This is a genomic window from Flavobacterium lacustre, assembly GCF_027474525.2.
Lineage (GTDB): Bacteria > Bacteroidota > Bacteroidia > Flavobacteriales > Flavobacteriaceae > Flavobacterium > Flavobacterium lacustre.
Genome location: NZ_CP114882.2, coordinates 1 through 21,322 on the forward strand (window position 1 = coordinate 1; position 21,322 = coordinate 21,322).

Sequence of the window (21,322 nt, forward strand, 5' to 3'; positions counted from 1 at the left end):
ATGAACAAAACTGCTCAATCAGTATGGGAAAACTGCCTGTCTTTTATAAAAGACAACATTCAAGATCAAGCTTACAAAACTTGGTTTGAACCAATCAAATCAGTTGAACTTACCGATAATGCATTATATATTCAAGTGCCAAGTAAATTTTTCTACGAATGGTTGGAAGAGCACTATGTAAAATTATTAAAAGTGGCATTAACTAAAGAACTTGGTAAAAACGCAAAGTTACTCTATAAAATCAAAATGGAAAACACTTATGGCAATAAACAACCGTTTACGGAACAATTGCCAAGTGCCAACAGAGTTCCAATGAAACCGCAAGATGTTGATGCACCATTTAAAAACCTAAACCCTGAATTAAAAAATCCTTTTGTAATTCCTGGTATTCGAAATTTAAAAATCGAATCTCAGTTGAATGCCAATTACAGTTTTGATAATTTCTTGGAAGGAGATTCTAATAGATTGGCGCGCTCTGCAGGTATGGCTGTTGCCAATAAACCTGGAGGAACTTCGTTTAATCCTTTACTTATTTTTGGTGGTGTAGGACTTGGAAAAACCCACTTAGCACATGCTATCGGTGTTGAAATAAAAGATAAATATCCTGAAAAAACAGTTTTATATATTTCCGCTGAAATTTTCACCCAACAATATATTGACTCGGTTAAGAAAAATAACAGAAACGACTTTATTCATTTTTATCAATTAATTGATGTTTTGATTATTGATGATGTTCAGTTCCTTTCTGGTAAATCTGGAACTCAAGATGTATTTTTCCATATATTTAATTACTTACATCAAAACGGAAAACAGGTGATTTTGACTTCGGACAAAGCTCCTGTTGACATGCAAGATATTGAGCAACGCTTACTTTCCCGTTTCAAATGGGGATTGTCTGCTGAATTGCACCAACCGGATTATGAAACCAGAATTTCTATCCTGAAAAACATTCTATACCGAGATGGTGTTGAAATTCCGGACGAAATAATAGAATATGTTGCCCGCAATATAAAATCGAATGTCCGGGAACTTGAAGGTGCCATTATATCTTTGATCGCACAATCTTCATTCAATAAAAAAGAAGTTACTATAGAACTTGCGAAAAGTGTCGTTGAAAAATTTGTAAAAAATGTAAAACGAGAAATTTCTATAGATTATATTCAAAAAATAGTTTCGGATTATTTTCAATTGGATTTAGAAACCCTTCAATCCAAAACTAGAAAAAGACATGTTGTTCAAGCCAGACAATTGGCCATGTTTTTTGCTAAGAAATTCACAAAAGCATCCTTAGCTAATATTGGTTCACAAATTGGTGATCGCGATCATGCAACTGTATTGCATGCTTGTAAAACAGTAGATAATTTAGTGGCTACTGATAAACAGTTCAAAAAATTTGTGGAGGATATCAATAAGAAACTAACGCTGTAAACGCATCATGCCAGTACAAATTTTAATGGTTTGCTTAGGAAATATTTGCCGATCTCCATTAGCCGAAGGAATTTTAGCATCAAAATTACCCAAAGATAAATTCAGAGTAGATTCTGCCGGAACCGGATCTTGGCATATTGGCCATACGCCGGATGAGCGTTCTATTGCTACTGCAAAAAAGAATGGTTTAGACATTTCAAATCAACGCGGAAGACAATTCAGTTCTTCTGATTTCGATACTTTTGATTATATTTTTGTGATGGACAGTTCCAATTACGAAACAGTTATTTCACTTGCCAAAAGCCAGGAGCATAAGGATAAAGTACGAATGATTTTGGATGAATTGTTTCCTAATGAAAATGTAGATGTACCGGATCCGTACTTCGGATTACCGAATGGATTCAATATGGTGTACCAAATGCTGAATGAAGTTTGTGATGTTATTTCAGAAAAACTGATTGCAAAACACCAATAAACTATTTTACTTTTAATTTAAAGTAAATTCAGTCTCACCGTCAATGCCCGTTTAAATTTTAAATTAAATCCATGAAATCAACCCCACTTTTAGGAAAACTTTATTTAATCCCTACAACAATGGGTGATTGCGACCCTATGGATGTATTGCCGCAAACGATAAAAAGAAGCATCGATTTTATTGATTATTATATTGTAGAGAACGAAAAAACGGCGCGAAAGTCTATTAAAGAAGTTAGTCCTGAAAAAAAACAATCGGAACTTATTCTTTTTACTTTAAACAAACATACTGAAACCAAAGAACATCTGGACTTTATAAAACCTTTATTAGAAGGAAAAAACGTGGGATTAATGAGTGAAGCCGGCTGTCCTGGTGTAGCAGATCCCGGTGCTGTAATTGTAAAATTAGCACATGAAAAAGGAATTCAGGTTATCCCGCTTGTTGGTCCTTCTTCTATATTATTAGCGATGATGGCTTCGGGAATGAATGGTCAAAGTTTTACATTTCATGGCTATTTGCCTATTGAAAAAGACGAAAAAAAAGCAAGTTTCAAAAGCTTAGAAAGAATATCTTTCGAGAAAAATCAATCTCAAATTTTCATCGAAACTCCATATCGCAATAATAAATTACTGGAAGATTTATTACAAACTTTACATCCAGAAACCCATTTATGTGTAGCTACGGATATCACTTTACCAACAGAATACATCAAAACTAAGAAAATTGCGGCATGGAAAAAAGAGACTATCGATTTACATAAACGCCCCACTATTTTTATCATACACAAAATGTAATCCTGACAAATTATTTTTCAATTAATAAGAAAAATCCTTTTCGGATTTTGACTTAAACCTTTGAAAATCCTTATTCATATAGAAGAACAGCGACTAATTCGCTGTTTTTTTTTTGATTAAAATCACTTAAGTTTTCCTGCCAAAAGCACCTCTGAAAGCACCTCTAAATTAACAGTCTTTATAGAGACCATTAACCCATCTGCTTGCAAAATATAATTAATTTTACTAATGTCAAACACTTAATTCATTTTAATATTTTCAACTAAATTATTGATAAATAATGATTTAAATAAATAAAAACGATAAGGAAAAAGAAAAGAACAAAAAACCTTATATTCTTATTGAATCATTAAAATGACCTGATTTAATTATAATTTAAAATTTAGAAACTATGAAATCTATAATAATTGCATTGTTATTTTTAAGTTTGACTACAGCGGCTTTTCCTCAAGATAAAGAAACTAATTTAGAAGAAAAAGCAATTAAAATGGAAGATTTACCTGCTGTTGTCATTAAAAGTGTAGGAAAAGATTTTTCTGTGTATTTACCGGATAAAAACCCTGACAGAAATGTTAGAGCGCTAGAAGAAAAATTCATTTCTTACGATTTAGGGAAAGATTATGAAGGATACGAATCCTATTTGGTAATTATGGAAACTAAGAATGGTACTTTATCGGCAACTTACAATGAAAACGGTAAATTAACCCATGTCGTTGAAAACTATCAAAATGTAAAACTTCCCAGTAGCGTGATTTTCTCGATTTATAAAACATTTCCCGGATGGCAAATTGTAAATGATAAATTTCTTTACACCCAAAAAGAAGGAGATGTCCTTAAGAAAGAGTACAACATCAAAATTAAAAAAGACAAGGAAGTCCGCAGATTAGTTGTGAATCCAAATGGATATATTGTAAAAGGAAAATAAATAAAAATTAAATTTAAAAGAAAAAGCTATCGAGAGGTAGCTTTTTTATTGTGTTCTTTAGTGCGACACGTATTTCAATTGTATAAAAAGAATAAAATTAATATAAAAACAAGTACTTTTATAATTACAATTTTAGGTTTTTATACTATGAATAAACTTCCGCATATTGGCACGAGTATCTTTACGGTGATGTCAAAATTGGCAACTGAGCACAATGCTATCAATCTTTCGCAGGGCTTTCCTGATTTTGAAGTTGATGAACGATTAATTGATATAATTTCCAATCGTGCCAAAGATAATGTTCACCAATATTTACCCATGTCAGGTTATCCGCCACTTTTATCAAAAATAGCGAAACTAGTCAAGAAATCATATGAAAGAACTCTTCAGCCTGAAACAGAAATTCTTATAACAGCTGGTGCCACTCAAGGAATTTTCACAACTATACTCGCTTTGGCCGAAATAGATGATGAAATTCTGATACTAGATCCAAGTTATGATTCCTATGAAGCTCCGGTATTATTATGTCACGCACATCCTGTCCGAGTAGCATTAAATGATGATTATACACCAAATTGGGAGCGAATTGAAAAAGCCTGTTCTTCCAAAACTAAAATGATTATCATCAATAATCCACATAATCCGACCGGGAAAATTTTAACCGCGTCCGATTTTGAAATACTCGAATCCCTATTGCAAAAATTCCCGGAAATCATTGTACTTTCAGATGAAGTGTATGAATACATCACTTTTGAACAAAAACACATATCAGCTCATACTAGGGAAAAACTCCTAAATCGCTGTGTAATGGTTTCCTCTTTTGGAAAATCGTTTCATGTTACCGGTTGGAAAGTTGGGTATCTTGTAGCTCCTGAACATTTGATTTCAGCAATCAAAAAAGTACACCAATTTTTAGTTTTTAGCGTCACCAGTATTTGTCAAGTGGCGATAAGCGATTATTTAGACTTCGTTTCTGTTGAAGAAATAGGGCCTTTTTATCAGGAAAAACGAGATTACTTTCGAAGTTTACTCCAAGAAAGTCGCTTCCAATTAATGCCTTGTGAAGGAACTTATTTTCAAGTCGTTTCGTATGCTTCGATTTCCGATGAAAATGATGTTGACTTCTGTAAACGTTTAATTACCGAATATGGAGTTGCAGCAATCCCAATTTCAACTTTTTATGCCAATAAAAAAGACTTAAAACTCATTCGTTTTTGCTTTGCTAAAAATAATGCCACGCTTGAAGCTGCAGCTAAACGATTGTGTAATATTTAATACATTCGCTTTATATTTTTTTATTATGCATGCATACAATTAATTTTTTGCTACATTTACAATCCAAAAAAACAAAATACTATGAGTTATACAGATAAAATGTTGCGTGACGATGCCTTAAAAGGCAAAGTAATTGTGGTAACCGGAGGCGGAAGTGGCTTAGGAAAAGCAATGACAAAATATTTCTTGGAATTAGGTGCTCAAGTAGCCATCACATCAAGAGATTTAGAAAAACTAAAAAGCACAGCAACTGAACTGGAAACAGAAACTGGAGGAACTTGTTTACCACTACAGTGCGATGTGCGCCATTATGAACAAGTCGAGAATATGATGCAAGAAGTTCTTAAAGCATTCGGAAAAGTAGATGTGTTATTGAATAATGCGGCAGGGAATTTCATTTCACCAACCGAAAGATTATCCGCAAATGCCTTTGATACTGTCATTGATATTGTTCTGAAAGGTTCTAAAAACTGTACACTCGCTTTTGGAAAACATTGGATTGACACCAAACAAAAATCAGCTACAATCTTAAATATAGTAACTACTTATGCCTGGACTGGTTCTGCTTATGTGGTGCCAAGTGCCACTGCAAAAGCTGGAGTTCTTGCCATGACCCGAAGTTTAGCTGTAGAATGGGCCAAATACGGAATTCGTTCTAATGCTATTGCTCCTGGACCTTTCCCTACCAAAGGCGCTTGGGACCGATTGTTACCAGGCGATTTAGCCGAAAAATTTGATATGTCAAAAAAAGTACCGCTAAAACGCGTAGGAGATCATCAGGAATTAGCCAACTTAGCGGCATATTTGGTATCCGATTTCTCAGCTTATGTAAACGGTGAAGTGATTGTTATTGATGGTGGAGAATGGCTGAAAGGTGCTGGACAATTTAATATTCTGGAAGCTATTCCGGAAGAACTTTGGGATCAATTAGAAATGATGATCAAAGCCAAGAAGAATAAATAAACGATATAATATCCTAAAAAAAGAGAGTTTAAAATGACTCTCTTTTTTATTTTATATCTTCCAAGGCAAGTAGTATTTCACTTTTCAGTAAACCGCTTCCTCCGCCATAATGCTGAACAATTATGCAGTTCGGATTTTGTTTTTTGAAAAAAGAACACAAATTGGTTTCGCTTTCATACTGAATCCCCGAACCCAATAATACAATTGAAAACTCTTTTTTACAAAAAATTGCTTTAGCTTCCTCATCATTTACAGTTCCGATTCCAACCCAATTTTCATTGGTATTCAAAAGCCTGACAACTGTTTCCGTGATTTCAGGATGTCTTCCTATGTAAAGAATAGCGATGGTTTTCATGATTGGTTTTTATAAAATAAAACCTCAAAGCTATTTATTTCTTTGAGGCTAATCATTCTATTTTTAAATATAAATTATAGTTTTACAAATTGCAATTCGATATTCAATCGAACTTCTTCACCAACTAAAACCCCACCAGTTTCAAGAGCTGAATTCCAATTTAATCCCCAATCTTTTCTGTTAATTTTACCTTCTAATGAAAAAGCTAATTTTGTATTTCCCCATGGATCTTTCATCAATCCACTGAATTCTGCTGGCAGTTTTACTGATTTAGTAACTCCATGCATCGTTAAATCACCAACTAATTCATATTCTCCTTCATTAATTTTGGTAAATGAAGCCGCCTTGAATTGGATTTCAGGAAACTGTGATGCATCAAAAAAATCAGGACTCAATAAATGCGCATCTCTATCTGTATTTCCGGTGCTTATCGAATCAATTGCTCCTGTAAATTCAATTTTTGCATTTTCAAAACTATCATTTTCAGATTCAATTGAAGCTTCAAATTTTAAAAATTTTCCTGAAATAGTTGTAAACATCATGTGTTTAACTTTAAAACCAATTTCTGAATGCGTTGGGTCTATAGCCCATTTTGTTGTTGACATAATCTTATTTTTTAGTATATATTGTTAAATTGTTTTTATTTTAAAATTACAATGCCATTGGTACTTCCATCAAAAGTATTTCGGCATCAGGAGTATTTGCAGTAATTGAAATTGTATTCGTATCCCAAATTCCCAATCCGTCCCGTTCGTTCAAGGAAATGTTGCTTATAGTGAAGTCCCCTTTCAAAACAAAAGCATAAATCCCATTACCCGCTTTTTTTAATGGATAGGAAGTAGAAAAACCGTTATCAAATTTTCCAAGATGAAACCACGCATCCTGATGAATCCAAACGCCTTCATCTTCTGGATTTGGAGATAAGATTTGTTGTAATTTGTTATGGCGATCGTTTAGGTCTAACGTAATTTGGTCGTAACGAGGCGTTACATTTTTTTTATTTGGATATACCCAAATCTGTAAAAACTTAACTTCCTGATCTTTGTTTTTATTGTATTCGCTATGAAAAATTCCAGTACCGGCACTCATTACCTGAATATCTCCTTTTTTGATCACCGTTACATTTCCCATACTGTCCTGATGTTCTAAATCCCCTTCAAGCGGAATAGAAATAATCTCCATATTATCATGCGGATGTTTCCCAAAACCCATACCCTGATTGACTCTATCATCATTCAAAACACGTAAAACACCAAAATTCATACGTTCCGGATTGTGGTAATTGGCAAAACTAAACGTGTGATAGGATTCTAACCAACCGTGATTGGCATGCCCACGAGTGTTTGCTTTGTGCAAAACATAATTAGTAAGTGCTTCTTCTTTTAAAATAGTTGTAGTGTCCATTGTCATGTTCTTTAATTATTATGATACAAAGTTGCGTCAAAAAAAAAGCTTATGCATTGAACTAGGACAAGAAATGAAAAATTAAGATAAAATTAGTGTTTGGCTATCTTGGTTCTGATTTTACTTAAAAACTCAGCCGAAATTCCCAAATAAGAAGCTATATAATGCTGGGCGACCCTTTGTGAAAGCGTAGGATAATGTTCCAGAAATTCAAGATATTTCTCTGTAGCCGTTTTCGAAATGGTATTAAACAACCGATTTTGAGTTACCGCCAAATTGCGTTGCATAAGTATTCTAAAAGCTCTTTCAAACTTTGGCGCTTTAGCAAATAAGGCTTCTTTAGTTTCCGGGCTGAACATAAAAAATTCGCAATCTTCCACTGTTTCAATACACACACGACTAGGATTATCTTCATAAATACTGAAAGAAATGTCGCTTATCCAAGCATTCTCAATGGCAAATTGAAGAATTACTTCAAAACCATTGGCATCAATATAATATTTCCTGACACAACCTTTAATCACAAATGCTTCAAAATTGCACATTTCCCCCTCCTGAAGCAGGATTGTTTTCTTGGGAACTTTTTTATATTCTAATAGTGAATTAAAAATTTCCAATTCTTCCAAGTCAAAAGTGACATACCGACTGATATTTTGATTGATTTGCGAATACACGATTTCCGTTTTAGATTCTAAAGATAAAAAATGAGAATCAATAACACTAAATAAGTATATTAAATTAGCAAACATTTTGCGAAAAACAAAATTCACTCCCAATTAAATTCCTACTTTTGTTTCCATAAATAGATAATACATATTTTATGCTCATTATAGGAATTGCAGGTGGAACAGGAAGTGGAAAAACAACCGTAGTTCATCAGATTATGAATGAATTACCAGAAACTGAAGTAGGGATTATTTCACAGGACTCCTACTACAAAGTAAATCACGGCCTTTCATTTGACGAAAGGGCTTTGATAAATTTTGACCATCCCAGAGCAATTGATTTTGAATTATTGGTTGCGCATTTAAAGGAATTAAAAGAAGGAAATAATATTAATCAGCCTGTATATTCGTTTGTAACCCATAACAGAACAGATGACACCATTTTTACACATCCAAGAAAGGTAATGATTGTAGAAGGGATTTTAATTTTGGCAAATCCTGAATTAAGAGCACTTTTTGATGTAAAAATATACGTTCATGCAGATTCAGATGAGCGGTTAATTCGTCGTCTAAAAAGAGACATTGCTGAACGTGGAAGAGATATGGAAGAGGTTTTAAATCGGTATCAAAATACTTTGAAACCTATGCATCAGGAATTTATAGAACCTACAAAAGCCTTTGCCGATATCATCATACCAAATGACAAATACAATACAGTGGCCATAGACGTGGTTCGTGCAGTTATTAATCAAAAAATTCTATAATTACGTACCAAAGTTGGTAAATAATAAAGTAAGTAATTGGGACTAAAAAATATTTTGAATGACAAATCCATATAAAGATAAACGCTGGTTTAAATTTTTAAGTAACAAGTATATTTGGGTCTTATTGTTTTTTTCGACTTGGATGATTTTCCTTGATAATTATTCCTATTTCGACCATCGTTTTCTTGACAAACAAATTAATGAACTGGAAGACAACAAAATATACTACCAAGAAGAAATAAAAAAAGACCAACAAAATATCAAGCAGTTAAAAAACGCGGAACAAATTGAGAAATATGCGCGCGAAAAATACTATATGAAAAAAGACAGTGAAGATATTTACATCATAGAATTTGAAGGAGACAGCACCAATATTGACCAATAAAAAATAGAAATCCGGCGACCGAAAATAACAAACCAAATGAAAAAACTTTTCAACGATTTCAATCCAATTTCTACCAAACAATGGAAACAAAAAATCCAGTTTGAGCTCAACGGAGCGGATTATAATGAAACATTAGTCTGGAATTCTCCCGAGGACATTAAGGTGAAGCCTTTCTATGACGCATCCGATTTGCCTAAATATTTTCCTTTGGCCACAAAAGCATCAGAGTTTAAAATTTGCCAAAATATTTTTGTTTTTGATATCGAAAAATCAATTGAAAGAGCATTAGACACACTAAATCGTGGTGCCGAAAGTCTTCGTTTTACAATAGAAAATGAAGCTGTAGCTATTGATACGCTTTTAGAAAAACTACCTTTAGAAAAAATAACGGTTTACTTTCATTTGCGTTTTATTTCAATCGATTTCGTTAAAAAAATTGATGCAATTGCTAAACAACGAAATGCAACCATTTTTTGCAATCTTGATCCAATTGGACAATTAGCTAAAGATGGAAATTGGTTTTCAACATCAGAAAAAAACAACTTCGAAACCCTTTCTATACTCTCAAAAGAAACCTCAAATGTTTCCTTAATAAGCATCGACGGTTCATTATACCAAAATGCCGGTGCCAATATGGTACAACAAATAGCTTACACTTTGGCGCATGCCAATGAATATTTCAATAGAATTGAATTGATTAATAAACCAATCGTTTTTGAAATTTCGGTAGGAACCAATTACTTTTTTGAAATTGCAAAACTTCGTGCTCTGCGATTACTTTTTAATCTGATTGCAAAAGAATACAACCATAATTTAGATTGCCATCTTTTGGTTTCCCCAACAAAAAGAAACAAAACACTTTACGATTATAACGTAAATATGTTGCGAACCACGACGGAATGCATGAGTGCAATTCTTGGAGGAGCGAATGCAATTGCCAATTTACCTTATGATGCTTTGTACCATAAAGACAATGAATTTGGCGATAGAATTGCCAGAAATCAACTGTTGATTCTCAAAAATGAAAGTTATTTTGACAAAGTCAATAATCCGGCTGATGGCAGTTATTACATCGAAAATCTTACTCATCAATTAGCCGAAAAAGGACTATTGTTATTTAAAGATATCGAAGCAAATGGTGGTTTTCTAAAACAACTCAACGACGGAATCATCAAAAGAAAAATTCAAGAAAGTGCCGATACTGCACAAAATTTATTCGATTCCGGAAAAGAAATTCTTCTTGGAACCAATAAACACACGAACAAGGAAGACAAAATGAAAAATGATTTGGAGCTGTTTCCTTTTATAAAAGTAAAACCGCGAAAGACTTTAATTACTCCAATTATCGAAAGACGACTTTCCGAAAAACTGGAACAAGAACGACTTTTAAAAGAGTAAAAAGCGTGCTCCAAAACGAAAATAAAAATACAAATTTCTGTAATTCCTGGCTTTAGAAATGATACGAAAAAATCTCCAACACATACAATTAAACTGTACTTCCGAAATAGAAAACCGTGATTCTTCATCGGACACTTTCCTGACTGCCGAAGGGATTGAATTGCAAAAAACGTATACTGCACCAGACATCGAGAACTTAGAACATCTTGAATTTGGTGCTGGCTTTGCGCCAAATTTACGCGGGCCTTATGCCACAATGTATGTTCGCCGCCCTTGGACAGTGCGCCAATATGCCGGATTTTCTACTGCCGAGGAAAGCAACGCTTTTTATAGAAGAAATCTTGCTGCCGGACAAAAAGGACTTTCCATAGCTTTTGATTTGCCTACTCATCGCGGATACGATTCGGATCACGAGCGTGTTGTTGGCGATGTAGGGAAAGCAGGAGTCGCCATCGATTCTGTAGAAGATATGAAAGTATTGTTCGACCAAATTCCGCTTGACGAAATGTCCGTTTCTATGACCATGAACGGAGCCGTTTTACCGATTATGGCTTTTTATATTGTCGCTGCCGAAGAACAAGGTGTGAAACCGGAATTACTTTCAGGAACGATACAAAATGATATTTTGAAGGAGTTTATGGTGCGTAACACTTACATCTATCCGCCTGCTCCTTCGATGAAAATTATTGCCGATATTTTTGAATATACGAGCAAAAAAATGCCGAAATTCAACTCTATTTCTATATCCGGTTATCATATGCAGGAAGCGGGAGCTACGGCAGATATTGAGCTGGCTTACACCCTTGCCGATGGATTAGAATATATTAGAACCGGGCTGGCCACAGGCATGAAAATTGATGATTTCGCTCCGCGCCTTTCTTTCTTTTGGGCGATTGGTATGAATCATTTTATGGAAATTGCCAAGATGCGTGCCGGAAGAATGATTTGGGCAAAATTAGTCAAACAATTCAATCCCAAAGACGATAAATCTCTTGCTTTACGGACCCATTGCCAAACTTCGGGCTGGAGTTTAACAGAACAGGATCCGTTTAACAATGTGGCCCGAACATGTATTGAAGCAGCTGCAGCCGCTTTTGGAGGAACACAATCATTACATACAAATGCGCTGGATGAAGCCATAGCATTACCTACTGATTTTTCAGCGAGAATTGCCAGAAACACGCAAATTTATCTTCAGGAAGAAACTAAAATAACCAAAACTGTTGATCCATGGGCAGGAAGCTATTATGTGGAAAGTCTAACGCATCAAATTGCCGAAAATGCCTGGAAACTCATTGAAGAAGTAGAAGAATTGGGTGGCATGACCAAAGCTATTGAATCGGGAATTCCTAAACTTCGTATTGAAGAAGCCGCTGCCAGAAAACAAGCCCGAATAGACAGCAGCCAAGATATTATTGTAGGAGTTAACAAATATCGTTTAGAGAAAGAAGATCCGTTACAAATTCTGGATGTCGACAACCAAATGGTTCGCAAACAACAATTAGAACAATTAGACCGAATAAAAGCAACGCGAGATACTGAAAAAGTAAAAAAATCACTAGAAAAACTAATCCTTTGTGCTCAAACCGGAGAAGGAAATTTACTGGAAATAGCTGTGGAAGCAGCAAGAAACAGAACCACTTTAGGCGAAATCAGCGATGCACTTGAAACTGTTTTTGGCAGATATAAAGCACAAATTAAATCCTTTAGCGGCGTGTATAGTAAAGAAATAAAAGACGACAAAAGCTTTGAAAAAGCAAAACAACTGGCCGATCTTTTTGCCAAACAAGAAGGCAGAAGACCTAGAATTATGATTGCCAAAATGGGACAGGACGGACACGATCGGGGGGCAAAAGTAGTAGCTACAGGTTATGCCGATGTAGGTTTCGATGTAGATATTGGCCCACTTTTTCAAACACCAGCCGAAGCTGCCAAACAAGCCATAGAAAATGACGTACATGTTTTAGGCGTTTCTTCACTTGCAGCAGGTCATAAAACACTCGTTCCACAAGTAATCGAAGAACTCAAAAAATACGGTCGTGAAGATATTATGGTCGTTGTAGGAGGAGTAATTCCTGCGCAAGACTATCAATTTTTATTCGATGCCGGTGCAGTTGCCGTTTTTGGACCCGGTACAAAAATTAGTGAGGCCGCCATTAAAATACTAGAAATCTTAATCGGATAAAAATAAAAAGAACTTTCAATTTCTTACCAAATAATACAAATAACCACAAAACACCATGCGTAAGTCTGGTGTTTTTTTATTTACACATAAACCATTACATATCAATAAAATAACTCAATTATCTTATTAAAATAAAACCTGTAAAATCCATTTTTGTTAACATAAATTGCAAAATAATTAACGGTTATAGAGTATTAAATGTATTAATTTTACAAGAGTTATTTTTATTAAAATAAATTAACACCGCCTCAAAAAAATCATAATTTTTCACTTACCATATTGATGTATAATGAATTGAAATAACAAAAAAGGGGAAGAAAACTGCAAACCTTAGAATCTTTGTTTATTAAATTTAGAAACACTCAATATTAATTTAAAACTGAATATTATGAAATCATTTATTATTATTTTGCTATTTTTAGGACTTACGTCATCATCCTATTCTCAAGACGAAACTGAAAAAGGAAAAATGAAAATCGAGGAATTACCGGGTGTCGTTATCAAAAGAATTGGCTCCGATTTTTCCATTTATATTCCCGATAATAATCCAGACCAAAGTGTAAAAGCAGTAGAAGAAAAATTCATTGCATATGACCTTGGTAAAGAAAATGAAGGGTATGAAGAATATCTTTTAATCATGGAGGTAAAAAATGGCTCTTTGGCGGCAACTTATGATGAAAAAGGAAAATTAACCCGTGTGGTTGAAGATTTTAGAAATGTAAAACTACCCAGTCAGGTAATTTTCTCTGTTTACAGAACGTATCCGCAATGGTCTATTGTAAACGACAGATTCCTTTATACCCAAGAAGAAGGAGATGTTATTAAAAAACAATACAATCTTAAGATAAAAAAAGGGAAAGAAACCCGAAAATTAGTTGTTCGTCCAAACGGAGAGATTTTAAAAATAAAGTAATATTTCGAAATAAAACTTAAAGAGGCTGCTAGAAATACATCTAACAGCCTCTTTTTTTTTATATCTAAAAAATCTAAATGTTTTTTACCGTTGCATTACTATCTGCGACAATAAACGAGGTGTCATATCCTCCAAACGCTTTCATGTACGTACGTAGTGACGTTCCGTAAGCATCTCTAAAAAAACGTTTTCCGTTGTTTTTGAAATACTTTTTTACTGATCCGGCACCACCAAGATGAGCAGCAGCCAAAATTCCGGATTCCGTTACGCGAATACCATTTAAAATAGTTCCTTCATATTTTTCAATCTCATCTCTTAGCTCCCATTTATTTTTAGCTAAAAGAGCAATAAATGCTTTTTCCTGCAATTCAGGACTGTTCAAAAACTTAGAACTATTGTGAACACCAACTGTTTTTAATGTTTCAGTTCCAAATTGGTATTTTCCTAAATACCCTAGTGAATTAATTTTTTTGTATTTGCCTTGAGATTCTTTGAAGGCGATTGCTTCTTTGAAACCAATAAAGAAATTTCCAGTAAAAGGGATGTTCAAATTGGTGTAATCATTCTGTTCTTGCGATGGATATAAGTAGTGTGTTCCATCTGAATCGTCAATTAGAAACCAGTGGTCGGTGTCTAAAGTAAAAGGTTTAAAACCTGAGCTTAAAAAAGCAATAATAAGAGCCAAACTTGTATAAAAATACCATTTCTTTATCATAAATTGTTTTTCTTCAAAACGCTGTCCCGTTAAGAAATTTCTACGCGCAAAGATACAATAAATTTCATAAAGCTGAAAATCAACCCGTTAAACTTTTCTAAAAATACAACCAGTATCCCTTAAGTCCCTCGTTAGCCGAGTATTCAATCGTTGGAGCCGGAATTTTAATTGTATTAAAAACAGAAAAAATCGTCTTCAAAAAGTGTGATTTAGTTTCAATTTTTGTCAAATCAACGTCAAAACTCAGGTAAAACTGTCTAAATCTTTCTACTTTTTGAGTGCTGTTTTGAGGGTTATTTTCTGTATTTCCGAAGACCATTCCATTGGCTCCATAGCCAATTGCCAAATTCAACCATTTAGGTATTTTTGAACCTTTAGAAAAAGAATATAAATTAGTCGAAAGCCAATACGTTTGTCCGTTATAATCTTTCAAAATTTGTTCGGATAATGAACGTCCTAAAACATCAGGTCTGTAGGCTGCAAATTGAGTCGTGTGAAAAGAAAATTTGGGTGTAATTCGTTGTTCTTTCCAAAGAAGTTCTTGTGAAATATACAATGCGGTTCCGGAAGCATTCGCAATTACATCTCCGGTTGAAGCGCCCCACTCTGAAGAATAGCCGTCTAAAACTTCAACAGCTGTCAGAAATGCAAATCCTAAACCTGCGCCGTAAATTAATTGATTTTTTTTGCTGGTACCACTCCAATGCAACATTTTGGCTCCAAATTGCCCCAAATGATAGGATGAAAAAGAATGTCCCAATTTATCCATTTGAAGCCATTCTGAATTATCATTGATAAAATGAAAATTAGATTGGGGGTAATCTGCGTACCAAAGCTGATTTAAACCAACTAACGCACCTGCCGCCAATACACTTTCAGCAATGACAACTGAATTTTGTCTTTTATTATCTAATGAATCTGATGGTTTCAAAAAACTACCCACAGCATTTTGAGCTGATACAAAATGAAATCCTATGAGAAATACTAAAAAGAAGAAGCTTTTTTGATGTTTCAAAACTATCTTTTTACCCCTTGACTGTTAATCCAGTTGTAATATTTTTTGGCATTTTGCTCGTGTTCAGCCTGTGTTGTGGCAAATTCGTGATACCCAAAACGCTCTACACTGGCACAAAAATAAATGTAATTGTGTTTTTCTGGATTCAAAACAGCCTCTAGCGCCGTAATATCTGGCATTGCAATTGGCCCCGGAGGAAGTCCTGCTGTATAATAAGTATTATAAGGAGAAGCGATTCTCAAATCTTTATTCAAAACTCTTTTAATCACCTGTGTAAAATCATTAGTACTCTTTTTTACAGCATAAATTACGGTTGGATCTGCCTGTAAAAGCATTCCTTTATTTAAACGATTCAAATAAACTCCGGCAATTCTTGGTCTTTCGTCTTTTTTAACGGATTCTTTATGAACAATTGAGGCTAATATTGTCGCTTCAATTGGAGTTAATCCTTGCTTTTTGGCTTTTTCTACCCGTTCTTCATTCCAAAAATTGCGATATTCCTTAATCATTTTATCACGAAATTTAATCGCTGATGTATTCCAATAAATTTCATAAGTATTCGGAATAAACATTGTCAGCACATTTTCTTCGTTGAAACCATTCTCTTTCAAAAAAGTGGTATCTTTAAATGCAGTCAATAAAGACAAACTATCCGCTTCGATTTGAGAACCAATTCGACCGGAAAAATCCTCTAATCGTTCCTGATTGTTGAATGCTAAATTTACAGCAAGATTCAATCGCAAAGCGTTAATCAGTTCGTTACTGTTCATTCCTTTTTTGAATAAAAAACGACCTGATTTTACATTTGCAGGATAACTTTTTTTGTTGGCGACCACATCAAATCGGTTCATATCTTCAACATAAGGAGCCACTATTTTTTGTACTTGTTCATAATTAGCATCCGTTGGAACAAAAACATAGACTTCGCTTTCTTCAAATTTGGTGTTATCGGCAAAGATTTGTCGTATCAAAATAAATCCGTAGATCATTAATACTGATATTAATACAACAGCTGCAATGGTTATGATTTTTTTTATATTCAAAACTAAAAATTTTAAAATGAGTGATTAAATAATTGAAAAACAGCTTCGTCCTTATACTTGTTATTGACAAAAGTCCAGTCTTTTTTGACTCCTATTTTTTCAAATCCAAATTTAGTAAAAAGAGCAATACTAGCTTCATTTTCGGTGCTAATATTTGCATACAATTGATGTAAGTTGAGATTGTAAAAAGCATATTGAATTAACAAGTCTAAGGCTTCAGAACCAATTTTCTGATTTCTGTTTGTTGCCGACTGAATAACGATACCCACACCTGCTCTATTATTTTTTGGATCAAAATCAAATAAATCAATTAATCCTACCGCCGGAAAATCCTCGTCTTGACAAATCGCCAATCGCAATTGTTTCGCTTCATAAATATCCTGATGCGCATTCTCTAAATATTGTTTCACCAAAAACCTGCTGTAAGGAGTATGAGTGTTGCTTACTTCCCAAATACTTTGGTCATTTTCTATGGCATAAACAAATTCTAAATCATTGGGTTCTAATGCGCGGAGATAAATATTTTCGCCTTTTAAAGTTATCATTTGTGAAGAATTAAATTTCAATCGTGCCTTTAAATACAAATTCTGCCGGACCTATTAGGAAAATATTGGTATAGTGTCCATCATTTTTGTCGAAAGAAACAGCTAATTTTCCGCCTTCCACATTTAAATGTATCGATGTCGCATTTGTTTTTCCTGTCGCATTCATCGCAATGGCAACAGCCGTTACACCCGTTCCACAAGCTAAAGTTTCGTCTTCTACTCCTCGTTCATAAGTACGAACTGAAAAAGTAGTATCGTCAATCTTTTTCACAAAATTGATATTACTGCCTTGCTTTCCATACAATTCACTGTATCGAATGGCAGCTCCGTTTTCTTTCACATTATACTGTTCTAAATCCTCAACCAATTGTACATGATGTGGAGAACCAGTATTCAAAAAAGAGAATTCAGGAGTCGTTTGTATAGCATCAACATCAATCATTTGTAAAGAAACTAATCCATCGGCGCTAATGGTGGCGTGATGCAAACCATCGGTTGCGATAAATGTAGTATTGTTTTCGATAACATTCAGCTTTTTGGCGAAAGCCACCAAACAGCGTCCACCGTTACCGCACATGGAACTTTGATTCCCATCGGAATTGTAATACACCATTCTGAAATCCGTTTCAGTGTCATTTTCTAATAAAATAAGACCGTCTGCACCAATTCCAAAACGTCGATCGCATAAATGTTCTATCAACTGTGTATTGTTTTTAGGAAAAGTTGCTAATCGATTATCAATCATGACAAAATCATTTCCGGTGCCTTGGTATTTATAAAAATCTATTTGCATTTTTTTTGAATTGAATTCCACAAAAGTACGAACTATTAATGAAATGTTAATCATTGTTAAAGAGCGTTAAACCGTATTGCCAGAAAAAAATATCGCATAATTTTGTAACTAAATCACTAATAAAAGCAAATCGTATTATGAAAAAATTTTCAACCTTATTTTTGGTATCCCTACTAAGCGGAGCCACAACATTAGGCGCTTACAAACTGTTGTTTGATGGCAATGGTTATTTTTCTAATTCTAAAAATAGTCTTGTAACCGTTGCGCCTGAATCTTACGGAAAAAATGTAGGTTTAGCCGCTGAAACCGTTGATTTTACTGAAGCTGCCGACAAAACCATTCACACAGTTGTCCATGTAAAAAACGTTTCCCGAAAAACAATTTCAAACCCAATGCTGGAGTATTTCTACGGGTACGGCGGGCAGCAACAACAAGAACAAGTAGGTACAGGTTCTGGTGTAATCATCTCCGAAGACGGTTATATTGTAACCAATAATCACGTGGTAAAAGACGCTTCTCAGATTGAAATTACACTGAATAATAAAAAATCATACACTGCAAAACTCATTGGAACTGATTCTAAAATGGACATTGCATTATTAAAAATAAACGCCGATGAAAAATTACCCTATACTGTTTTTGCCAATTCTGATTCGGTAAAAGTGGGTGAATGGGTGCTGGCTGTCGGAAATCCTTACAACTTGACATCGACTGTTACTGCTGGAATTGTTTCGGCAAAAGCCAGAAATCTGGACACCAGCGGCATTCAATCTTTCATTCAAACAGATGCTGCGGTAAATCCGGGAAATAGCGGGGGCGCATTGGTCAATACAAGAGGCGAATTAATTGGAATCAACACCATGATTTCATCAATGACGGGTTCGTATGTTGGGTATTCTTTTGCGGTTCCATCAAACAATGCCCGAAAAATCATTGAAGATTTAATGGAATTTGGAAATGTGCAAAGAGGAATTCTGGGTGTTGAAGGTGGCGAATTAAACGCAATCGCTTCGAAAGAATTAGGCGTATCGCAAACGCAAGGATTCTACATTAATAAAGTGACTAGAAATTCGGGTGCTGAAAAAGCAGGTTTGCAAAAAGGCGATATTATTGTTCAATTAGACACTCAAAATGTAGCTACTTTTGCTGATCTTTCCGGTTATATCAACACCAAAAGACCAAACGATAAAGTACAAGTCACCTACATTCGTGATGGAAAAAATAAAACAGTTCCAGTTATTTTGAGCAAAAATGAATTTTTCAGTACTGAATTTAAAGGAATTGAATTAGAAAACATTGATGCTTCCGACAAAAAGAAATTCAAAATTGATTCTGGTGTAAAAATAAAATCGATTACCAATGAAAACCTGTTGCAATACAGCGAAGAACTTAAAGGAAATATCATTTTGAGTATTGACAATGTGAAAGCTACTAATGTGGAAACCATCTCTAAAATTTTCAAAAATAAAGATGAGAAACAAAGTATGCGAATTGAGATGATTAACAAAAACGGAGAAATTTTCAGAATCATCATTTAGTTTTTAAAACTATAAAATGCACAAAGCCATCTTGTAAAATCAAGATGGCTTTTTTATTTGAAAAAAAAATCACAAAAGAGTCTACGAAATCGATTGAAATAAGGTACTTTTGCGCAAAATTAAAAAAACAATTCCTTTTTTTTCCTAATTTTTCAACATGAAAACCACACTTAAATACGAAAAAGAGATTTCGTTTCAAGCCGACAGAAGACGTGCAGGAGTAGAATTAATCAAAGTAATCAGCGATTTATGGTATGATAAATCAATAGAAATGGTTTTATTCCGGAATCAGTTAATCGACAAAAACGTGAGTGAAATTATCAACTTACATGATTATGCAGGAGAATTTGTAGGCAAACCTATTTCTGTTTTTGATTCTGTTGAAATAGCTAAAGTCATTTTATCTTTAGACTTACCGCCTTCCAAATTAGATATTGGAAAACTGACTTACGAATACCGTTTAGACGATGAAAAATATCCTGACGAACGTTATTTTGTTTTGGACAAATTAAAAAATGCTAAAAACTCGGAGGAAATCCAACCCAAAGATGTTGTTTTATATGGTTTTGGAAGAATCGGGCGCTTACTGGCTCGTGAACTGTTATCTAAAACCGGAAAAGGAAACCAATTGCGATTGCGAGCCATTGTAACACGCGACAAAAATGATGCGATTTCTCTTGAAAAAAGAGCGTCATTACTGCGTTACGATTCCATTCACGGTGATTTTCAAGGTTCTGTAGTTGCAGACAGCAAGAATAGTGCACTGATTATCAATGGAACAACAGTACATATGATTTCTGCTAATGCACCAGAAGAAATTGATTACACCCGTTACGGAATAAAAAATGCTCTTGTTATTGATAACACAGGAGCTTTTACCACTCAAGAAGCTTTAAGTCGTCATTTAACCGCTAAAGGAACCGAAAAAGTGCTGCTTACCGCTCCCGGAAAAGGGGTGCCAAACATTGTTCACGGGGTAAATCATAACGAATACAACCCGGATGAAAACACCATTTTTTCGGCTGCTTCTTGCACCACAAATGCAATTACACCAATTCTAAAAGCTATTGAAGATACGTTGGGCGTTGTAAAAGGACATCTGGAAACCATTCACGCCTATACAAATGACCAAAATCTGGTCGATAATATGCATAAAAAATACCGTCGCGGAAGAGCTGCGGCATTAAACATGGTCATTACCGAAACCGGTGCGGGTACTGCTGTTGCAAAAGCGATACCGTCATTGCAGGGTAAATTAACGTCTAATGCTATTCGAGTGCCGGTGCCTAATGGTTCTTTGGTGGTACTCAACCTTGAAGTAAGCCGAGAAACTTCGATTGCAGAAATTAATTCCATCATGAAAAAATATGCTTTGGAAGGCGAATTGGTAGAACAAATCAAATATTCCTTGAATAATGAATTGGTTTCATCGGATATTATTGGGACTTCGGCGCCTTCTATTTACGACAGTAATGCAACGATTGTGTCTAATGACGGTAAAAATATTGTGCTTTACATTTGGTACGACAACGAATTTGGATACAGTCATCAAGTCATTCGATTGGCAAAATATATTGCTAAAGTAAGACGTTTTACGTATTACTAGCCTCTCTATTACAGGTTGTAAGTTGCTGTTTTTTGTTTTAGTTTTTTTAGATTTTTTTAGATTTTTTTAGATAAAGCAACCCAACCTGAATTATTAGAAAATCCGTTTCATTCTTGAAGCGGGTTTTTTATTTTCCGG

22 protein-coding genes are annotated in these 21,322 nt (G+C 34.5%); 13 read left to right on the top strand and 9 right to left on the bottom strand.

The genetic code is table 11. The features are described from left to right. The 6 genes from dnaA to O6P34_RS00030 all read left to right on the top strand — a co-directional run bounded on the left by dnaA (position 1) and on the right by O6P34_RS00030 (position 5,860). Complete coding sequence (gene dnaA, locus O6P34_RS00005; RefSeq protein WP_269685317.1) at positions 1-1,428, top strand: chromosomal replication initiator protein DnaA; 1,428 nt, start codon at positions 1-3, stop codon at positions 1,426-1,428. 7 nt (positions 1,429-1,435) lie between these two features. Further along, complete coding sequence (locus O6P34_RS00010; protein ID WP_269685318.1) at positions 1,436-1,903, top strand: low molecular weight protein-tyrosine-phosphatase; 468 nt, start codon at positions 1,436-1,438, stop codon at positions 1,901-1,903. A gap of 71 nt (positions 1,904-1,974) precedes the next feature. Beyond that, a complete protein-coding gene (locus O6P34_RS00015) occupies positions 1,975-2,697 on the top strand; it encodes an SAM-dependent methyltransferase (protein WP_269685319.1) in 723 nt (240 codons plus the stop codon). Between the two features lie 391 nt (positions 2,698-3,088). Next, the gene (locus tag O6P34_RS00020) at positions 3,089-3,622 is read left to right on the top strand and encodes a hypothetical protein (RefSeq protein ID WP_269685320.1); all 534 of its coding nucleotides are present in this window, start codon (positions 3,089-3,091) and stop codon (positions 3,620-3,622) included. Between the two features lie 147 nt (positions 3,623-3,769). Continuing rightward, complete coding sequence (locus tag O6P34_RS00025; RefSeq protein ID WP_269685321.1) at positions 3,770-4,897, top strand: methionine aminotransferase; 1,128 nt, start codon at positions 3,770-3,772, stop codon at positions 4,895-4,897. Positions 4,898-4,978: 81 nt separating this feature from the next. Next, positions 4,979-5,860, top strand: a complete 882-nt coding sequence (locus tag O6P34_RS00030; RefSeq protein WP_269685322.1) for an SDR family oxidoreductase — start codon at positions 4,979-4,981, stop codon at positions 5,858-5,860. Between the two features lie 46 nt (positions 5,861-5,906). Here O6P34_RS00030 and O6P34_RS00035 read toward each other — a convergent pair whose 3' ends face one another. The 4 genes from O6P34_RS00035 to O6P34_RS00050 all read right to left on the bottom strand — a co-directional run bounded on the left by O6P34_RS00035 (position 5,907) and on the right by O6P34_RS00050 (position 8,368). Continuing rightward, positions 5,907-6,215, bottom strand: a complete 309-nt coding sequence (locus O6P34_RS00035; RefSeq protein ID WP_269685323.1) for a hypothetical protein — start codon at positions 6,213-6,215, stop codon at positions 5,907-5,909. A 74-nt stretch (positions 6,216-6,289) separates the two neighbouring features. Beyond that, positions 6,290-6,820, bottom strand: coding sequence for a YceI family protein (locus tag O6P34_RS00040; protein ID WP_269685324.1), 531 nt, complete (start codon positions 6,818-6,820; stop codon positions 6,290-6,292). A gap of 46 nt (positions 6,821-6,866) precedes the next feature. Continuing rightward, positions 6,867-7,619 carry a pirin family protein gene (locus O6P34_RS00045; RefSeq protein WP_269685325.1) on the bottom strand — a complete coding sequence of 251 codons (753 nt, stop codon included), beginning with the start codon at positions 7,617-7,619 and terminating at the stop codon, positions 6,867-6,869. A gap of 92 nt (positions 7,620-7,711) precedes the next feature. Beyond that, positions 7,712-8,368 carry a Crp/Fnr family transcriptional regulator gene (locus O6P34_RS00050; protein WP_269685326.1) on the bottom strand — a complete coding sequence of 219 codons (657 nt, stop codon included), beginning with the start codon at positions 8,366-8,368 and terminating at the stop codon, positions 7,712-7,714. A gap of 71 nt (positions 8,369-8,439) precedes the next feature. Here O6P34_RS00050 and udk point away from each other — a divergent pair, with 71 nt between their 5' ends. The 5 genes from udk (at position 8,440) to O6P34_RS00075 (ending at position 13,929) form a co-directional block, all read left to right on the top strand. Further along, the gene (udk, locus tag O6P34_RS00055; protein WP_269685327.1) at positions 8,440-9,048 is read left to right on the top strand and encodes a uridine kinase; all 609 of its coding nucleotides are present in this window, start codon (positions 8,440-8,442) and stop codon (positions 9,046-9,048) included. A 58-nt stretch (positions 9,049-9,106) separates the two neighbouring features. Next, on the top strand, positions 9,107-9,433 hold the full coding sequence (locus tag O6P34_RS00060) for an FtsB family cell division protein (RefSeq protein WP_269685328.1): 327 nt from the start codon (positions 9,107-9,109) through the stop codon (positions 9,431-9,433). A gap of 36 nt (positions 9,434-9,469) precedes the next feature. Next, positions 9,470-10,831: a methylmalonyl-CoA mutase subunit beta gene (locus tag O6P34_RS00065; RefSeq protein WP_269685329.1), complete on the top strand. Its 1,362-nt coding sequence runs from the start codon at positions 9,470-9,472 to the stop codon at positions 10,829-10,831. 58 nt (positions 10,832-10,889) lie between these two features. Then, positions 10,890-13,016, top strand: coding sequence for a methylmalonyl-CoA mutase (gene scpA, locus O6P34_RS00070; RefSeq protein WP_269685330.1), 2,127 nt, complete (start codon positions 10,890-10,892; stop codon positions 13,014-13,016). Positions 13,017-13,404: 388 nt separating this feature from the next. Beyond that, complete coding sequence (locus tag O6P34_RS00075; protein WP_269685331.1) at positions 13,405-13,929, top strand: hypothetical protein; 525 nt, start codon at positions 13,405-13,407, stop codon at positions 13,927-13,929. Between the two features lie 73 nt (positions 13,930-14,002). Here the strand turns inward: O6P34_RS00075 and O6P34_RS00080 are convergent, their stop codons facing one another. The 5 genes from O6P34_RS00080 to dapF form a co-directional block, all read right to left on the bottom strand. Then, on the bottom strand, positions 14,003-14,644 hold the full coding sequence (locus tag O6P34_RS00080) for a peptidoglycan-binding protein LysM (RefSeq protein WP_269685332.1): 642 nt from the start codon (positions 14,642-14,644) through the stop codon (positions 14,003-14,005). A gap of 97 nt (positions 14,645-14,741) precedes the next feature. Beyond that, positions 14,742-15,659: a DUF2279 domain-containing protein gene (locus O6P34_RS00085; protein WP_269685333.1), complete on the bottom strand. Its 918-nt coding sequence runs from the start codon at positions 15,657-15,659 to the stop codon at positions 14,742-14,744. A gap of 2 nt (positions 15,660-15,661) precedes the next feature. Beyond that, complete coding sequence (gene mltG, locus O6P34_RS00090; protein WP_269685334.1) at positions 15,662-16,702, bottom strand: endolytic transglycosylase MltG; 1,041 nt, start codon at positions 16,700-16,702, stop codon at positions 15,662-15,664. 11 nt (positions 16,703-16,713) lie between these two features. Then, positions 16,714-17,247, bottom strand: coding sequence for a GNAT family N-acetyltransferase (locus O6P34_RS00095; protein ID WP_269685335.1), 534 nt, complete (start codon positions 17,245-17,247; stop codon positions 16,714-16,716). Between the two features lie 10 nt (positions 17,248-17,257). Further along, entirely contained in the window at positions 17,258-18,040 is a 783-nt protein-coding gene (gene dapF / locus O6P34_RS00100; protein WP_269686765.1) for a diaminopimelate epimerase, read from the bottom strand. Positions 18,041-18,177: 137 nt separating this feature from the next. Between dapF and O6P34_RS00105 the strand changes: the two genes are divergently transcribed. Together O6P34_RS00105 and O6P34_RS00110 are read left to right on the top strand one after the other, a co-directional pair. Then, positions 18,178-19,578: a S1C family serine protease gene (locus O6P34_RS00105; RefSeq protein WP_269685336.1), complete on the top strand. Its 1,401-nt coding sequence runs from the start codon at positions 18,178-18,180 to the stop codon at positions 19,576-19,578. Between the two features lie 157 nt (positions 19,579-19,735). Then, complete coding sequence (locus tag O6P34_RS00110; protein WP_269685337.1) at positions 19,736-21,184, top strand: glyceraldehyde-3-phosphate dehydrogenase; 1,449 nt, start codon at positions 19,736-19,738, stop codon at positions 21,182-21,184. Positions 21,185-21,322 lie beyond the last annotated feature (138 nt).

Bases quoted from the DNA above. Each gene is read 5' to 3' on its own strand.
- O6P34_RS00020 (WP_269685320.1), top strand. From the start codon at position 3,089: ATGAAATCTATAATAATTGCATTGTTATTTTTAAGTTTGACTACAGCG.
- O6P34_RS00040 (WP_269685324.1), bottom strand. From the start codon at position 6,820: ATGTCAACAACAAAATGGGCTATAGACCCAACGCATTCAGAAATTGGT.
- O6P34_RS00045 (WP_269685325.1), bottom strand. From the start codon at position 7,619: ATGGACACTACAACTATTTTAAAAGAAGAAGCACTTACTAATTATGTT.
- O6P34_RS00010 (WP_269685318.1), top strand. From the start codon at position 1,436: ATGCCAGTACAAATTTTAATGGTTTGCTTAGGAAATATTTGCCGATCT.
- O6P34_RS00065 (WP_269685329.1), top strand. From the start codon at position 9,470: ATGAAAAAACTTTTCAACGATTTCAATCCAATTTCTACCAAACAATGG.
- O6P34_RS00030 (WP_269685322.1), top strand. From the start codon at position 4,979: ATGAGTTATACAGATAAAATGTTGCGTGACGATGCCTTAAAAGGCAAA.
- O6P34_RS00105 (WP_269685336.1), top strand. From the start codon at position 18,178: ATGAAAAAATTTTCAACCTTATTTTTGGTATCCCTACTAAGCGGAGCC.
- O6P34_RS00060 (WP_269685328.1), top strand. From the start codon at position 9,107: ATGACAAATCCATATAAAGATAAACGCTGGTTTAAATTTTTAAGTAAC.
- O6P34_RS00025 (WP_269685321.1), top strand. From the start codon at position 3,770: ATGAATAAACTTCCGCATATTGGCACGAGTATCTTTACGGTGATGTCA.
- dnaA (WP_269685317.1), top strand. From the start codon at position 1: ATGAACAAAACTGCTCAATCAGTATGGGAAAACTGCCTGTCTTTTATA.
- O6P34_RS00075 (WP_269685331.1), top strand. From the start codon at position 13,405: ATGAAATCATTTATTATTATTTTGCTATTTTTAGGACTTACGTCATCA.
- O6P34_RS00095 (WP_269685335.1), bottom strand. From the start codon at position 17,247: ATGATAACTTTAAAAGGCGAAAATATTTATCTCCGCGCATTAGAACCC.
- scpA (WP_269685330.1), top strand. From the start codon at position 10,890: ATGATACGAAAAAATCTCCAACACATACAATTAAACTGTACTTCCGAA.
- O6P34_RS00110 (WP_269685337.1), top strand. From the start codon at position 19,736: ATGAAAACCACACTTAAATACGAAAAAGAGATTTCGTTTCAAGCCGAC.
- dapF (WP_269686765.1), bottom strand. From the start codon at position 18,040: ATGCAAATAGATTTTTATAAATACCAAGGCACCGGAAATGATTTTGTC.
- O6P34_RS00015 (WP_269685319.1), top strand. From the start codon at position 1,975: ATGAAATCAACCCCACTTTTAGGAAAACTTTATTTAATCCCTACAACA.
- O6P34_RS00050 (WP_269685326.1), bottom strand. From the start codon at position 8,368: ATGTTTGCTAATTTAATATACTTATTTAGTGTTATTGATTCTCATTTT.
- O6P34_RS00080 (WP_269685332.1), bottom strand. From the start codon at position 14,644: ATGATAAAGAAATGGTATTTTTATACAAGTTTGGCTCTTATTATTGCT.
- O6P34_RS00035 (WP_269685323.1), bottom strand. From the start codon at position 6,215: ATGAAAACCATCGCTATTCTTTACATAGGAAGACATCCTGAAATCACG.
- udk (WP_269685327.1), top strand. From the start codon at position 8,440: ATGCTCATTATAGGAATTGCAGGTGGAACAGGAAGTGGAAAAACAACC.